The organism is Pseudoalteromonas amylolytica, assembly GCF_001854605.1.
Classification (GTDB): Bacteria; Pseudomonadota; Gammaproteobacteria; order Enterobacterales; family Alteromonadaceae; genus Pseudoalteromonas; species Pseudoalteromonas amylolytica.
This window is the reverse complement of record NZ_MKJU01000006.1, coordinates 225,123-239,969: the sequence shown is the minus strand read 5'-3', so window position 1 is coordinate 239,969 and position 14,847 is coordinate 225,123. Positions and strand designations below refer to the sequence as shown.

Here is a 14,847-nt window from a genome sequence, read left to right as displayed (position 1 = left end):
GTTCCTTACTTTCCAACTCCTAACCTTTCCAATACATATTCACCAGAAAGTACATTTTTCCACCAAGCCTCGTTCTCTAAATACCATAAGACGGTTTTCCGTAAGCCTGTTTCAAATGTTTCCTTAGGTACCCAACCTAAGGTATTTTTGATTTTGCTAGCATCAATAGCATAACGCATATCATGCCCTGGCCTATCTTTAACAAAAGTAATTAGCTCACTGTAGCTGCTAGATTTTGGCCTTACTTCATCCAATATCTTGCATATTGTGTTTACTACTTCGATATTGCGCCTTTCATTGTGTCCGCCAATATTATAAGTCTCACCAAGCTTACCTTCAGTTGCAACCAATACTAAAGCCTCAGCATGGTCCTCAACATATAACCAATCACGAATTTGGTTTCCCTTTCCGTATACTGGCAATGGTTTATCTGCTATGGCATTTAGGATAATTAAAGGTATTAACTTTTCAGGGAAATGATATGGACCATAGTTATTCGAGCAGTTAGTTATAACAACAGGTAAACTATAGGTACGCGCCCAAGCACGTACTAGATGATCTGAGCTTGCTTTGCTTGCAGAATATGGGCTGCTAGGGCTATACGAGGTTAGCTCAGTAAAGCAAGGTAGCTCCCCTTTATAATCATCAGGATGAGGAAGATCCCCATAAACTTCATCAGTTGATATATGATGAAATCTAAAAAGTGGCTGCTCTTCAGGAGAAAGATTAGCGTAATACAGGCGCGCTTGTTCAAGAAGAGTATATGTACCAATAATATTAGTATGCATAAACTCGCCAGGCCCATCTATAGAACGGTCAACATGACTTTCAGCAGCCAAGTGCATAATAATATTTGGTCGATAATGCTCTAGAACTCGTTTTACTTCAATCCCGTCACATACATCTACGTGTTCAAAATTATAGCGTTCATTTGACGCCACTTTTTCCAGAGACTCAAGGTTACCCGCATACGTTAGTTTGTCTAAGTTAATAACTTCGTGATTAGTTTCATTTATTAGATAGCGGATCACTGCCGATCCAATGAATCCGGCTCCGCCTGTAACAAGTATTTTCATTTCAGTTTTAACCTAAGAACTTTTTATACCAAGGCATAGCTTTACTAATCCCCTCAAGGATACGATATTCTGGTTTATACCCTAATAAATCAAAACCTTTACTTATATCAGCTTGTGAATGCCTTACATCACCTGCCCTAAAGCTACGATAGATTGGCGTCTTAGTTACTTCAGTAGCACACTCTCCAAGGGCAAAACTTATGGCATTATATAATTCATTTAGTGTTGTTCTATCACCCACAGCCACATTATATACTTCATCTTTCGCTTCATCTGGGGCCGTTGCTGCCAATATGTTCATTTGAACTGTATTTTCAATGAAGCAAAAATCACGGCTGGTTTCACCATCGCCATTAATATACACATCATCACCTTGTATCATTGCTGCTGTCCACTTTGGAATTACTGCAGCATATGCACCATTTGGATCTTGTCGCTTACCAAAGACATTAAAATAACGCAGACCAATTGATTTAAAACCATAGGTTTTAGCATAGACTCCAGCATAGAGCTCATTTACGTATTTAGTTACCGCATACGGAGAGAGAGGGTTACCTATGTTCTCCTCAACTTTAGGTAAAGCTGGGTGGTCACCGTAAGTCGAGCTACTTGCTGCATAGGTAAAGCTTTCTACTTTGGCCTCTTTTGCAGCTTGGAGAATATTTAAAAAACCAGTTATATTAGCAGCGTTACTTGTAATTGGGTCTGCAATCGACCTTGGTACTGAACCAAGTGCAGCTTGATGTAAAACGTAATCAACATTACTTACTGCTCTTTTACAGGCCTCATAATCTCTAATGTCACCTTCAATAAAAGAAAATCGCTGCCACTGCTCTTTAGACACTAAGCTTTGTACTTCATCTAAATTATATTGATGGCCTGTCGCAAAGTTATCTAGGCCTATTACTTTTTGATCTAACTTTAATAATGTTTCAAGTAGGTTGGAGCCTATAAAACCAGCCACACCAGTGACTAGCCAGACTTTTGGATTGTTTTGTAGCTCAGCTTTAATTTCTTCGTAACGTGACATGAGAAACTCTTTGGATTTTTTAGTTCTAATATTTGGACAGGATCAATAAATGATTCTTTCTAGTTTGACTATGTGTAGTCTGTTATAGGCGCATATCCACCGCATGTTTTGGTAACACATACTTTAAGTCGTACAAAACATGCTCTTTTTTGCCTAGCTTTTTAATTTCCTTAGCACCGAGCTCTTTAAACTCACTGTGACCTACTGCAAGGATAATCGCATCGTAATAGCCTTGCTTGTGCTCTTCTGTCAGTGAGAGGCCATACTCATGTTGCGCAGCTTCATTTGAACACCAAGGGTCCATAATATCTACGTTGATATTGTATTCGCCAAGTTCTGCAACAATATCCACCACTTTGGTATTTCTAAGATCTGGGCAGTTTTCCTTAAAGGTTAGTCCCATCACCAAAACATTTGCCCCTTCTACCTGAATACGTCTTATAAGCATTTTTTTGACAAGCTCAGATACAACATGTTTACCCATGCCATCATTTAAGCGGCGGCCCGCTAAAATCATCTCTGGATGATAGCCAACACTTTGTGCTTTGTGGGTTAAATAATACGGGTCTACACCAATACAATGCCCACCAACTAAACCAGGGCGGAATGGTAAGAAATTCCATTTGGTGCCTGCAGCTTCAAGCACTTCAAGTGTATCGATATTAAGTTTATTAAAAATAATGGAGAGCTCGTTGATTAAAGCAATATTTACATCACGTTGAGTGTTCTCGATTACCTTAGCAGCCTCTGCAACTTTAATTGAACTAGCTTTATGTGTGCCTGCGGTAATAATTGATTTATATAATTGATCAATAAACTCAGCGACTTCTGGGGTTGAACCACTGGTTACTTTTAAAATATTAATTACTCTGTGCTCTTTATCACCCGGATTAATTCGCTCAGGTGAATACCCCGCAAAAAAGTCTTGATTAAATTTAAGACCCGAAACTTTCTCTACGACTGGTAAGCATGCTTCTTCTGTTGCACCTGGATATACGGTCGACTCATAAACGATAATATCTCCCTTATCAACGACCTTTCCTAGCATTTCACTTGCTTTAATTAATGGCGTTAAGTCAGGTTGTTTGTATTTATCTATAGGGGTAGGCACAGTGACAATGTATAAGTTGCACATTTTAAGGTCATCAACATTATACGAGTATTGCAAATGTGGTGCTTCTTTTAATTCATCATCACTCACCTCTAGAGTTGAGTCATGCCCCTCCAGTAGCTCCTTTACACGTTTTTGATTAATGTCAAAACCAAGTGTTGCATATTTTTTCCCAAACTCTACCGCTAGAGGAAGGCCAACGTAACCTAACCCTATTACGCCAATTTTTACTTTATTTAAGTCCATATACATCTCGCGTGGTGAATGTTTAATTTTGATTTCTCTAGAAGAAATTTAAGAAATATGTGCGACTGTTCTTGTAGTTTAACTTTAGTTTTCAGTACAGGATGTACCTGATGAGCACATCTCTTTCAAAATCATTAAATCGCAAGGAAAACTCGCTGCTACACGACTTGTAAATTTTCTGTATTAGTGTGTGGCAACGAGCGCGTTTGTATTTTGTGTCGCGACATAAAGCCGCGCTACACAATCCACTATGCTTTGTCTGATTTGTACTCGTAGTTGTAGTACCCATAGTAACCATAGGCATTCGACGATTTGCGCACAACCCCGTTAAATACAACACCCTTCACATCAATACCATTTTGCTCAAATCGATTTCTGGTTATCTCTAACTCTTTTATATGATTTTGACCAAAACGCGTAACCAACAGCGTTGTACCTGCGTGCGCACCTACAATCGCAGGATCGGTAACTGCTAGTATCGGGGGGGTATCAACTATAACTAGATCATACATTTTACTCACTTCAGCAATCAGCTTACTGAAGTTTTCATGCATTAATAACTCTGACGGATTTGGAGGGATTTGACCTCGAGTTATCACATGAAGGCCATCGACTTGACTTGGCTTAATGACTTGCGCAAGGTTTAGCCGCCCAGATAAATAATCACTTAAACCATCATCCCATTTCATGCCAAATTGAGTTTGCAAATAGCCTTTTCGCATATCAGCATCTATGACAAGGATGCGTTTGTCGCTTTGAGCCAAAACAGTCGCAAGGTTGACCGTTATAAAAGATTTCCCAACACCAGGGCTTGGACCAGAGATAGCAATAACATTGTTTTTAGCTTCTAACATCGCAAAATGTAAACTGGTTCGAAGACTTCTTAATGCCTCAATAGAAAGATCTGCGGGGTTATCCATGGCTAATATTGATTTAGCCTTCCCTATTTTGCCTTTTCTAGCTTTGGCAAAACCAGTGAGCTTCAATTGATATTCTGAAAATGGCACGCTTGCATAGACAGGTAAACCTAAAGATTCAATTTCACCTGGATCTTCAATGCCTCGATGAAGCGCTTTTTGAACAAGCACAACTGCAATTGCTAACATGCCACCAAGCATAGTGGCCATCACAACAATTAGTGCCTTCTTAGGCTTTACTGGCTGAGTCGTATTTACTTCTGCGTAATCTACTATTCGAACATTACCAACAGTACCTGCTCGAACAATGTCTAACTCTTGGGTTTTAGCAAGGAGTAACGTGTAAATCTCATTATTGACTTCTACATCACGCTTTAAACGTAATAGCTCTCGTTGAGTTTCTGGTAATCCCTGAACCTCACCAGCTAATTCGTTCCGTTGACGCTTAACAGTATCAACTTGCTCAACTACACCACGATATGATGGGTGTTCACGTTTAAATTTCCGTCCAAGCTCCAAGCGCTTTAATTCAAGCTCTTGCAGCTTAGTTTCTAACGCAACTATTTGCTCTAAAACGCCCTGTGTTTCTAAGCTAATGTCGATCGACTCCTGACGGATCTGATAATCATTAAAAGCTTTTTCTGCGCGCTCTAGATTTCGTTTAACTTCTGGTAGCTGAACTTCTAAAAACTCCAAGGACTGCTGAGCTTCAGCACTGTTACGTTCAACATTTCTCCGGACATAAATACCAGCAACTTTATCAAGAACTTTTTCTGCGTAGTCAGGGGATTTATCCTGAAGTGATAAATTGATGATGCCGGAGTCTTTGCCTTTCTCAGAAGCCGATATTGCGCTTTGCAAGTCCAAAATTGTTTGTAGACGATTACGCTTAATAATCGAAAATTCAGTATTAGGGCGCGCTATCAGTTTTTTAATCGTAAGTTCAAAATCGCCCTGTTTTACTTCCTCTCCAACATTACCAGCAAGAATTTCATCACCACTACTGGTCAGTAAGGCAAATGAATCATCTTCTCTTGCTTGTAGAACAAACTCGTTACCAATTGCACTTTTTGGTACTTTGAAGCGGTGGATCTCAACTTTCTCGCCACCCCAAGCATATGAATCAGCGCCAAAGCTTGCCTCTGCGACTTCTCCTTCTGCTTGTGCTACAAATTTGCGATAGCTTCTCCCCCCGAAGAGAGGAAATAATTTTGGCTCTACTACAGTATCAAGATTCAATGTGTCAACAGCTTCACCTATTACGCTTCTTGACTTAAGCAGTTCAATTTCAGTTACCGCTGCAGAGGTACTTTCAAACATACCTGACATATCGTCGAAGCCAGGGACTGAACCACCTTTCTCTTCGACTTGCACCATCGCAGTAGCTTGATAGATTGGTGTACTAAAAATGGCATATGCAACACCAAGAAGCATAAACAAAGCTGTTACTCCTGCAATAAACCACTTTGCATCGAGTAATGCTCCCAAAAGAGCCATCAAGTCAATTTCTTGACTCTCTTCTCGTTGTGACTTTTGCGGAGAAATTAAATTTGGCTGAGCATTCATATACCCACTTTTCCTTATAAATACTTTTGCCAAGCGCCACAGGCGCTTTCAATAAGCTCGTAAACGTGTTCAAAAGCCTCTCTTGATTGGCGATATGGATCGGGAATTTCTTTGTCCCCTATCCATTTACCTAGCAAAAACGTTTTGCCACGAGCTTGAGGGTAACGGTTACACAGATCTTCTAAATGTCTGTGTTCCATTACTAAAATAAGACTGTTTTGTGACACCAAGGTCGCGCCTAGCTGACGACCTTGATGTTCGCTCATGTCGATTCCTTGTTCTTTAGCCAGCTCTTGCGCAATCGCGTCGGCTGATTTTCCCTCTAAAGCAGTTAAACCGGCCGATGATACTTTTATATTTTTACCTGCCAATTTACTTTTCAGCAGATATTCTGCTGTAGGACTGCGACAAATATTGCCAGCGCAGACCATTAAAACGCTATCAAACATGAGTACTCACAATTACTGATTTTCTATATCTTGAATTGCATCCACTGTAGACAATGAAGGCAATAATAAACTGATAACTTTATTCCAACGGGCAAGCGGTGCACTGGTCACATAAACAATATCTTGAGGCTCAAGTTCAAACTGCTCTGCCAACACTAATGATGCAACATTATTAGCATGTAACTGATAAACGTCAGCAAGTACACCATCTTTTTGTAAATCACGCTTACGTAGTACAAACACACCATTTGCATCCGCTGTACGCTCATTAAAACCACCTACATCAGTTAATGCTTCAGCCAGACTCAAGCCATAACGATTAACGTCAACTTTACCAGCCCTAATAACATCGCCTAAAACATAGACATTACGCTTATCATTACGGCTGATATGTACGATGTCACCGTGTTGTAGTAAACGGTTTTGAGAGATATCACCTTCAGAGTAAAAGCCATCAAGCTGAATGACTTCTGTTTTGTTGCCTCGCGTAAATGTTACCGTTTCCCAATCAGCGCTTTCTGTTAAGCCGCCCGCTTGGTTAATTGCATCAATTAGCGTCACAGGTGTTTCTGTGATTGGATAGACGCCAGGCTTAGTTACTTCACCCGTTACGTAGGCTTTTTGACTCTTGAACCCTACAACTTTCACATCTATCTGTGGCTCTTCAATAACACGACTCAACCTTTTAGCTAGATCACTACGAAGCTCATTCACGGTACGGCCAGCAGCTGGGACTTTTGGCGCATAAGCAAAGTTAATCGTACCATCTGCTTGCACTCTAAAACCGTCGAATTCTGCGGTTCTTTGTACTGCAGCAGGAATAGTTAGTTCAGGGTGATCCCACACACCAATGGTAATAACGTCACCAACACCCAAACGATACTCATAATTTGAAACGTCGATACCTGAAAGTGATGAACGATCAATTTGATTGGCTTTTTTTATCTTATGCTCTTGAACTAGCTGAGAATCAATTATGTGAATATTTACCTTTTCTAAGTCGCGCTCAAGATTCGCAGTTTGTTCGCCAGACCCAATTCCTTCAAAATGACCGCCAGGTACTAATGTGCATCCACTCATTGCCAGCAGTAATGTAGAAGCAATAATCGTTTTACAGCTTTGCGCCATTGTATCTTCCCAAAAAATATAATATTGATTGTTGTTACTGATTAAAAAATATCGGCAACGCCTTTTTATGATGGCTAATTAAACCATGCACCAATGTTAATCGCAAGTAAGCACACTATTTAGCCTACTCTCTAAGAGCTGGTATTCATGAGTTCAAGTACAACTAAAAAGACGCTTACGTAGACCGTTTTCAACGTACTATATTTAAAATTTAAAAAATTCAGCCTAACGACAGTAGATTAATTTATGGCTCTGATTCAGTTATACTGCTTTCAGGCACGCTTCCGCCCTTAGGTCACAGCTCCTAATTGCTGATAAATGGTTGATCTTACTTCTCAACCTATGTTGCAACCGATGCAACATCTATTTTTCTAATATCTATATTGATTACCGCTTTTTTATACACACAAAAATACAAAACAGGTGTAAAAAACACCAGCAACCTAGTGATTACTTACTAACCAAAAAACCTATAGAAAACCTGGGCCACCGAATATAAAGCTGACCCTAGCTACCATTATGTTTGAAAATATTCATGAACTTACTCAGCAGTTTGCAACCCGATATACAGATTATATCTTCTTGAAAGAGCTATTATCCACAACAACTGGGGCGTGCTGGTTGAGTAGTTTAATCAATAACACACTGCGAATATCACCTTCAGGCTGATGGTAAATGGCAAGCAAATCTTTGTAGCAACCTTCTGATATTTGAACTGTATCACCTTGTGTTATTTCACAGTCGAGTTCAGGGGTATTATGCTGCTTAAATTGCTCAACAAGCCCATCTGGAACGACTTGAAGTTTAGTTCCATAACGGACGAAGTCTGAAATACCGCGCGTGTATTTTACCGCAGAAAAATGAACAGAATATGGATCAAGCTTTACAAAAAGATAACGAGGAAACAACGGCTGCTCAATTAATGGAGAATTAGCAGTTTTCCGCTTTGTGTATTTGGGGTAACAACACTCTATCCCTTGATTGGACAGATTTGCCTGAGCCCTAGCTTCTTGTTTAGGCTTGCAATAGAGTAAATACCAGCGTTCCATGCAACAATCCATTGTTAAGTATACGGTTCCAATTAATGGTGCCAATTATACGTGAATCATATTTAGTGTCCATAGGCTTAACGGCCAATTGACACTTTACTTTACCAGAGTTTGGGCCAGCCATATCCAGTGGTGAGCGACCCGTTTATCTCACTTAAAGCAACAAACCAAGTAAAGACAGTACTAAAATACAACTGCTTCTATTGTTAATCACACCTAAAGATATCTCTGGTGTAGACTTTATCTTGCACGTCCATCAGCTCATCCACCATTCTATTTGAAATAATAATATCACTGCGCTCTTTAAGCACAGCTAATGATTTAACTACTTCTGAATGATAGAAGTGCTCTCCAGCAAAGCTAGGTTCATACACAATAACAGCAACGCCCTTAGCTTTAATTCGTTTCATTACCCCTTGTATCGCAGAAGCCCTAAAGTTATCCGAGCCTGACTTCATGACTAGCCTATATATTCCAACCACTTCAGGGGTTTTAGCAAGAATTGAGTTTGCAATGAAATCTTTACGTGTAGTGTTTGCCTCGACAATGGCCGCAATCATGTTATTTGGCACATTTTTATAATTAGCCAAAAGCTGCTTAGTATCTTTAGGCAAACAGTAACCACCATAGCCGAATGAAGGGTTATTGTAATGGTTACCTATGCGAGGGTCTAAGCCTACACCTTCAATAATTTGGCGGCTGGATAAACCATGTGCCTCTGCATAGCTGTCTAACTCATTGAAGTAAGCAACACGCATGGCCAAATAGGTATTCGAGAACAGTTTGATCGCTTCAGCTTCCGTTGAATCCGTAAATAAAACTGGAATATCTTCTTTTTTAGCGCCTTGCACCAACAACCCAGCAAACTGCTTAGCTCGCTCACACTCTCCACCAACAATCACCCTAGAAGGATATAAATTGTCATAAAGCGCCTTTCCTTCTCGTAAAAACTCGGGAGAAAAAGTCAGGTTCTCTATACCAAATTTTTCTCTGATACTCTTTGTATAACCTACAGGAACAGTTGATTTAATGAACACAGACGCAGAAGGTGCAAATTCCATCACATCTTTAATTACTGCCTCAACAGACGATGTATCAAAGTAGTTAGTCTCTGGGTCATAGTCAGTAGGCGTTGCGATAACGATAATTTCAGCGCTTTCATATGCCAGCTTTTTATCCGTTGTCGCTGTTAAATGAAGATCTCTTCGTGCTAGGAAGTCTGAAACATCTTTATCTTCTATCGGAGAAAGGCCGTTGTTTAGCATATCGACCTTTTCTTTTACGATATCTAACGCAATGACTTTGTTATTCTGGGCGAATAAGATTGCATTAGATAAACCAACATAACCGGTGCCAACAACCGTAATGTTTAAAGGTGTTCCATTTTGCATGCGTTGTAGAATCTTCAAGCTTTACGCTTTCTATACCACTTCAATAATCGCCAAACGTGTAAAATGGCGTAATTATAGAGGAAAAATATACCTAAAAAGGTGAAAAACATGATCGATTCAGATACAGCGAGAAGCTCACCTAAAATGCCTACAACCGCAAACAGAATACCAATAAGAGAGATCACAAACAGTGCTTGTCTGGATGTAAAGCCAGCTCTTAGAAAAATGTGATGCAAATGGTCTCTATCTGGACTAAATGGTGATTTACCCTTTCTTACGCGGCGAATAATAATTGCAGCCATATCCATCAACGGTACAGCAACTACCCATAAAGCAGTCACGGGGCGGAACGCACTCACTTCACCTTGCGTATTAGTAACAAGTAGCCATACAACAGTGAAACCAATAAACATACTACCGGCATCACCCATAAATATCTTTTTAAATTGTGTGCCAAATACACCTAAGTTAAAAATCAGATAAGGAACAAGCGAGACAACCAATAAGATTGAGATCAAGCTCGTTTGACCGCTATTGAACAGGAGAATAGAAATAGCTGTGAGCGTGATGATTGCCATAGAACCCAACAAACCATCAATGCCATCAACCATATTAAACGCATTGATCATACCAATGACTGCAACATAGGTGAATATCACACCAAACCAAGCTAGATTGATGTCGCCAAAAAAGAGGATGTTACCTAAGTCTTGAATATAACTATCCACTGAGAAAATCATTAGCGATGCCACTACTACCTGGAAAAACACTCTGAATCTAACACTTAAGTCGTGTTTATCATCCATAACGCCTAATATCACCATCAGGCCAGAAGCAAATAAGTAGCTAGCAAGTTCTGTACTAAATGGGAAGAATAGACTTGCAGTGATCAGCACACTACTGAACACAGCAATACCACCAATCAGAGGAATGTTCCCTTCATGCTTTTTTCTTTCGTTTGGTTTATCGACTAAGTTGAATCGAATAGCCACTGGTCGCACTAAGCCAATCGTTGCTAAAGTCATAGCAAACGAGAAAAACAAGGCTAACATGAGCTCCATTAAAGACTCCCCAACTTCATATGTATTCTTCCACTTAAAGTTAAAATATTTAAACCACCGAATAAAACCACTACACTCGAGGCATATACATACAAAAGCAATGCTCGAAGTCTCACTCAAAGTTCTGCATTATATCTGATGAGAGTTATGAGTGCACTATGAAAACCTCAATCCACCACATGTTTTACTGGGAAATGAGGTAAAAAAAAACAGTTTAGTTGTTATTATTTGTTAAGCCAAAAATAACTATTGAAAAAGCATCGAGAATGAGCAACATGTTATTGCTGTAGTCGTTCAGAATCCAACCAGCTCTATACGACAGAAACAAACTGTCGTTGTTATTTATATACAAGCAAAAACATACCATCACCTTATGTTAACATTTCATATCGTTTTGCTTTCAATTATCAGGTTTATTGATCTTTTTTAATTCTGTATAATCCTGCTTCTTTTGTATTTATGGGATGTCTACCTAAATGACTAACTCAACTTTAAGCATGCGTAAAGAGCCGCCAGAATTTGGCGAGTTAGTTCGGTTCATGTGGTCAGCAAAATTAGTAATATTAGGCATCAGCTTTGCCTGCGCTATTATGGGTGTTGTACTTGCGTTAAGCTTACCGAGTACTTATCGTTCAACAGCAATCCTCGCATCTACTCAAAGCCTTAAAAGTAACTCCGGCGACATAGGAGGGCAACTTGGTGGTCTTGCTGCGCTTGCTGGGATCTCAGCTACAAATGACAACGGATTTAAAACGGAAGTAGCACTGGCCAAGCTGGTAAGTAAAAGCTTTCTATACAAGTTTATCGATGATAATGATTTACGAGTGCCTTTATTGGCATCCGATTCTTGGGATCCAGAAACAAACACGCTACATCTAGACAATGAAATATATGACAATAAAAGCAATAAGTTCATAAACTTAGAAGAAAGCAAACAACTTTGGGAAGCATATATCAAGCTGACAGACTCGCTTACAATTGATAAAGAAAAAAGCGGCCTATATAGCATATCGTATGAACATCATTCCCCTTATATTGCTCAGGATATACTCAAGCAGCTAGTGGTTGAGCTAAACGCCACTATGCAGCGTTACGATATTGATCAGGCAAAGAAAAGTATCGAATACTTAAATAATAAGTTAGAACAAACTAACGTTTCTGATATGCAGGTTGTTTTTTATCGCTTGATAGAGGAACAAACGAAGCAAAAGATGCTGACCGAAATCGAGGATGAATACATTCTAACAACTATCGATCCGCCAAGTTTTCCTGATGAAAAGAGTGGCCCTAAAAGAGCTTTTATCGTGATTATCTGTACCTTTCTTGGTGGTCTGTTGGTTTCAATGATTTATCTAGTTCAGTTTTACATCGCGAGAAATAAATGAAGCAACCGTCACTAGTGACTGTCTTTATGCCCACACACAATCGCTTAAAAAGCCCGAAACGTGCGGTTAGGAGTGTAGGGCCTCAGTGCTATGATAATTGGGAGCTCATAATTATCAACGATGGTTCTTCTGATGGCACAGTTGAATACCATGAGTTGCTACAAAGCAGTAAGAACAGGGTGTTTCATAATTCATCAGCCAAGGCACATGCCACACTAGAAACGTTGCAATAGAAAATGCCAATGGCCATTTCATTAATGAGTTTACTACAGACAAACAGCAGGCTATTTAAGTCACTATGAAAAAATCACTCAATAAGAAAATCCACTCGGGTGAGCAATTTGAAAATATCCGAACGCAAGCTTTGAATTTCGCTAAACCAGTTGCAATTTCATTTGTAAACCCATTTTCTTATTACGAACTTCAGCAACGCGACGATCTTGTCGATGGCATTGATTACTTTTTCTCTGATGGCGCATTGCTATGCAAGCTGCATAACCTATTTTTGCCAAAAATAACACGTGCCAGCTTCGACTACAGTTCAATAGCCGGATCATTTCTACAGTATGTAAGTGAGAGCAAACTGAATCTCGCTGTGATTGGGGCTACAGAGTCTGAGAACAGCAAAGCGGTTGAGGTATTAAGGCAGCAATATCCAAATATCAATATTTGCTACCATCGCAATGGTTATATTAAAGACGCTAGCGCTGTATATAATGAGCTTGAAGCGCACGATATTGACGTTGTTTTGGTTGGCATGGGAACACCTTATCAAGAAGCTTTTTGCGCAAACGGCAAAAAAGCACTTGCACGGCCAATGCTGTTTATTACTTGTGGTGGCTTTTTAACTCAGACATCTATTAAAGCTGATTACTATCATCCTATGATTAAAAAGTTGGGATTGCGTTGGCTACAAAGAGTCGTAATGCATAAGCATGTACGAGATAGAGTAATTCGCCAATATCCTAAATTTGTAGTTTGCTACCTTTACAACATGATCACAAAGAGATAAGCCAATGCAGCGCACTAGCTTTTCTCAGTTTGTTACTTATGCTTGTATATTTTTACTATTCTACTGGCCGACGTATTTCATTCCGTCAATAACTCCATCTGTAATGCAAAAGTTTTATTTCATCGTTATGTTTGCAGTGTTGGCTATAGGAATACTCGTCACTAGAACCCGTCCGCTAGTGCCTGCAATCTCTTATGTTTACCTCTTGCCCCTGCTAGCTATGCTTATAACATTTCCATCTAATTGGGAGAAGTTCTCTGAGTTTCATTTTGCAGTACTCATAAAGCCACTGCTGCTATTCTTTTATACGTTCTCATTTTTCTCACTACTCCAAGCCCATTTCAAGATTACGGATCTTAAAAAGATCAGTAATGTGCTTTTTGTGATGTTGCTTCTGCAACTACTCTTAATTGCACTGCAAATTATACTGGGCGATGTAGCTTTTCTAAAAGTCATCAGCTTTAAAAGAGTTTATTCTGGATATGGGTTCAGAGCTTCAGGCAGTTTCGACTGGGTTTATATCACCTGCTACGTATTAAGTTTTTACCTTGCATACTATATTCTTGAATTTCTCATGGGGGAACAAAAGAAGACCTCAGTAATACTCATTGTATTGATATTTTTAGCGATTTTTCTATCTCAATCTAAAACGGGCTATTTAGCAACGGCATTAATTGCTATTTACTTCACTTTAATTTCAGTCATATTAAATTTGGGCATTGCTAAAAAACTTCTAACTCTTAAATTATTTTTTATATCTATAGCAGTACTTGCGTTCATAAAGTTAGATTTAAACTTGGAATACATCAGCCGCTTTCTAGAACTGATAAGCAACGGAGAAATGGATGGTTCTACATCGACAAGGAAAAACCAAATAATTGTCGCTGTAGAGGAAGGGCTAACATACTGGTACTCTGGCTCCCCTAATGCTTTAAAGGGTCTAATTATAGAAAATACATTTCTGGATTATTTATTCCGATACGGTCTATTTGGGTTAATTGCCATTACACTTTTGTTCTTAGCTTTCTACTTTTATTCACTACGAATATGCTTTGCATCAAGAAGAAATGTAGAGACCTTAGGCTTTAAGCATTTACAGCTAAGTATTGCATGTCATATTGCTATAGCATCTTCGATACTTTACGGCTTTACAGGCACCCCTTTGGACGCCTACCGTTCAGCGATATGGTCTGCCTTTGTTGTCGCATTGATGGCGTACCTTGAATACCTCAATAGGTCTAAATTAGCGAGTGTATTACCATCTAAAACGAAGGGTGAAACGTGTACTGCCTAAACGCGTAGCCACGTCCGACCTTTACTTGCGTGGTGTTTGCGTGTGTGTCATTGTCCGTTACCGTACACTTCAAGTCGGTACTATCGACAACAATGTCCGTGAAACCTTTACTCGTGGAGGTCGATACAGCAC

Annotated in this window: 13 protein-coding genes; 4 read left to right on the top strand and 9 right to left on the bottom strand. The window is 39.5% G+C overall.

Translation table 11 applies throughout. The annotated features are described in order from the left end of the window. Positions 1-5 precede the first annotated feature (5 nt). From rfbB to wecA, 9 genes are all read right to left on the bottom strand, one after another. Positions 6-1,076 carry a dTDP-glucose 4,6-dehydratase gene (gene rfbB, locus BET10_RS02550; protein ID WP_070983251.1) on the bottom strand — a complete coding sequence of 357 codons (1,071 nt, stop codon included), beginning with the start codon at positions 1,074-1,076 and terminating at the stop codon, positions 6-8. Between the two features lie 7 nt (positions 1,077-1,083). Further along, positions 1,084-2,106: an NAD-dependent epimerase/dehydratase family protein gene (locus BET10_RS02545; RefSeq protein ID WP_070983250.1), complete on the bottom strand. Its 1,023-nt coding sequence runs from the start codon at positions 2,104-2,106 to the stop codon at positions 1,084-1,086. 82 nt (positions 2,107-2,188) lie between these two features. Further along, positions 2,189-3,463: a Vi polysaccharide biosynthesis UDP-N-acetylglucosamine C-6 dehydrogenase TviB gene (gene tviB / locus BET10_RS02540; protein ID WP_205987518.1), complete on the bottom strand. Its 1,275-nt coding sequence runs from the start codon at positions 3,461-3,463 to the stop codon at positions 2,189-2,191. Between the two features lie 248 nt (positions 3,464-3,711). Continuing rightward, positions 3,712-5,946, bottom strand: coding sequence for a polysaccharide biosynthesis tyrosine autokinase (locus tag BET10_RS02535; RefSeq protein WP_070983248.1), 2,235 nt, complete (start codon positions 5,944-5,946; stop codon positions 3,712-3,714). A gap of 14 nt (positions 5,947-5,960) precedes the next feature. Next, positions 5,961-6,395 (bottom strand): low molecular weight protein-tyrosine-phosphatase, encoded by a 435-nt coding sequence (locus tag BET10_RS02530; protein ID WP_070983247.1) that lies wholly within the window; start codon positions 6,393-6,395, stop codon positions 5,961-5,963. 12 nt (positions 6,396-6,407) lie between these two features. Then, positions 6,408-7,523, bottom strand: a complete 1,116-nt coding sequence (locus BET10_RS02525; protein WP_070983246.1) for a polysaccharide export protein — start codon at positions 7,521-7,523, stop codon at positions 6,408-6,410. Positions 7,524-8,095: 572 nt separating this feature from the next. Then, positions 8,096-8,572 (bottom strand): transcription/translation regulatory transformer protein RfaH, encoded by a 477-nt coding sequence (gene rfaH, locus BET10_RS02520; RefSeq protein WP_070983245.1) that lies wholly within the window; start codon positions 8,570-8,572, stop codon positions 8,096-8,098. A gap of 206 nt (positions 8,573-8,778) precedes the next feature. Next, a complete protein-coding gene (locus BET10_RS02515; protein ID WP_070983427.1) occupies positions 8,779-9,963 on the bottom strand; it encodes a nucleotide sugar dehydrogenase in 1,185 nt (394 codons plus the stop codon). 14 nt (positions 9,964-9,977) lie between these two features. Further along, positions 9,978-11,024, bottom strand: coding sequence for a UDP-N-acetylglucosamine--undecaprenyl-phosphate N-acetylglucosaminephosphotransferase (wecA, locus tag BET10_RS02510; RefSeq protein WP_070983244.1), 1,047 nt, complete (start codon positions 11,022-11,024; stop codon positions 9,978-9,980). A 476-nt stretch (positions 11,025-11,500) separates the two neighbouring features. On the opposite strand from wecA, the gene BET10_RS02505 reads away from it, so the two are divergent. From BET10_RS02505 to BET10_RS02490, 4 genes are all read left to right on the top strand, one after another. Further along, the gene (locus tag BET10_RS02505) at positions 11,501-12,409 is read left to right on the top strand and encodes a Wzz/FepE/Etk N-terminal domain-containing protein (protein WP_070983243.1); all 909 of its coding nucleotides are present in this window, start codon (positions 11,501-11,503) and stop codon (positions 12,407-12,409) included. Continuing rightward, positions 12,406-12,642, top strand: a complete 237-nt coding sequence (locus BET10_RS22040) for a glycosyltransferase (protein ID WP_070983242.1) — start codon at positions 12,406-12,408, stop codon at positions 12,640-12,642. The genes BET10_RS02505 and BET10_RS22040 overlap by 4 nt, the downstream gene beginning before the upstream one ends. Before the next feature lie 65 nt (positions 12,643-12,707). Next, entirely contained in the window at positions 12,708-13,421 is a 714-nt protein-coding gene (locus BET10_RS02495; protein WP_083330404.1) for a WecB/TagA/CpsF family glycosyltransferase, read from the top strand. Between the two features lie 4 nt (positions 13,422-13,425). Continuing rightward, positions 13,426-14,715, top strand: a complete 1,290-nt coding sequence (locus tag BET10_RS02490) for an O-antigen ligase family protein (protein ID WP_070983241.1) — start codon at positions 13,426-13,428, stop codon at positions 14,713-14,715. The last annotated feature ends 132 nt before the right edge of the window (positions 14,716-14,847 follow it).

What these genes read in the sequence shown, in the direction of transcription:
- rfbB (WP_070983251.1), bottom strand. Translation starts at nt 1,076, where the DNA reads ATGAAAATACTTGTTACAGGCGGAGCCGGATTCATTGGATCGGCAGTG.
- BET10_RS02545 (WP_070983250.1), bottom strand. Translation starts at nt 2,106, where the DNA reads ATGTCACGTTACGAAGAAATTAAAGCTGAGCTACAAAACAATCCAAAA.
- tviB (WP_205987518.1), bottom strand. Translation starts at nt 3,463, where the DNA reads ATGGACTTAAATAAAGTAAAAATTGGCGTAATAGGGTTAGGTTACGTT.
- BET10_RS02535 (WP_070983248.1), bottom strand. Translation starts at nt 5,946, where the DNA reads ATGAATGCTCAGCCAAATTTAATTTCTCCGCAAAAGTCACAACGAGAA.
- BET10_RS02530 (WP_070983247.1), bottom strand. Translation starts at nt 6,395, where the DNA reads ATGTTTGATAGCGTTTTAATGGTCTGCGCTGGCAATATTTGTCGCAGT.
- BET10_RS02525 (WP_070983246.1), bottom strand. Translation starts at nt 7,523, where the DNA reads ATGGCGCAAAGCTGTAAAACGATTATTGCTTCTACATTACTGCTGGCA.
- rfaH (WP_070983245.1), bottom strand. Translation starts at nt 8,572, where the DNA reads ATGGAACGCTGGTATTTACTCTATTGCAAGCCTAAACAAGAAGCTAGG.
- BET10_RS02515 (WP_070983427.1), bottom strand. Translation starts at nt 9,963, where the DNA reads ATGCAAAATGGAACACCTTTAAACATTACGGTTGTTGGCACCGGTTAT.
- wecA (WP_070983244.1), bottom strand. Translation starts at nt 11,024, where the DNA reads ATGGAGCTCATGTTAGCCTTGTTTTTCTCGTTTGCTATGACTTTAGCA.
- BET10_RS02505 (WP_070983243.1), top strand. Translation starts at nt 11,501, where the DNA reads ATGACTAACTCAACTTTAAGCATGCGTAAAGAGCCGCCAGAATTTGGC.
- BET10_RS22040 (WP_070983242.1), top strand. Translation starts at nt 12,406, where the DNA reads ATGAAGCAACCGTCACTAGTGACTGTCTTTATGCCCACACACAATCGC.
- BET10_RS02495 (WP_083330404.1), top strand. Translation starts at nt 12,708, where the DNA reads ATGAAAAAATCACTCAATAAGAAAATCCACTCGGGTGAGCAATTTGAA.
- BET10_RS02490 (WP_070983241.1), top strand. Translation starts at nt 13,426, where the DNA reads ATGCAGCGCACTAGCTTTTCTCAGTTTGTTACTTATGCTTGTATATTT.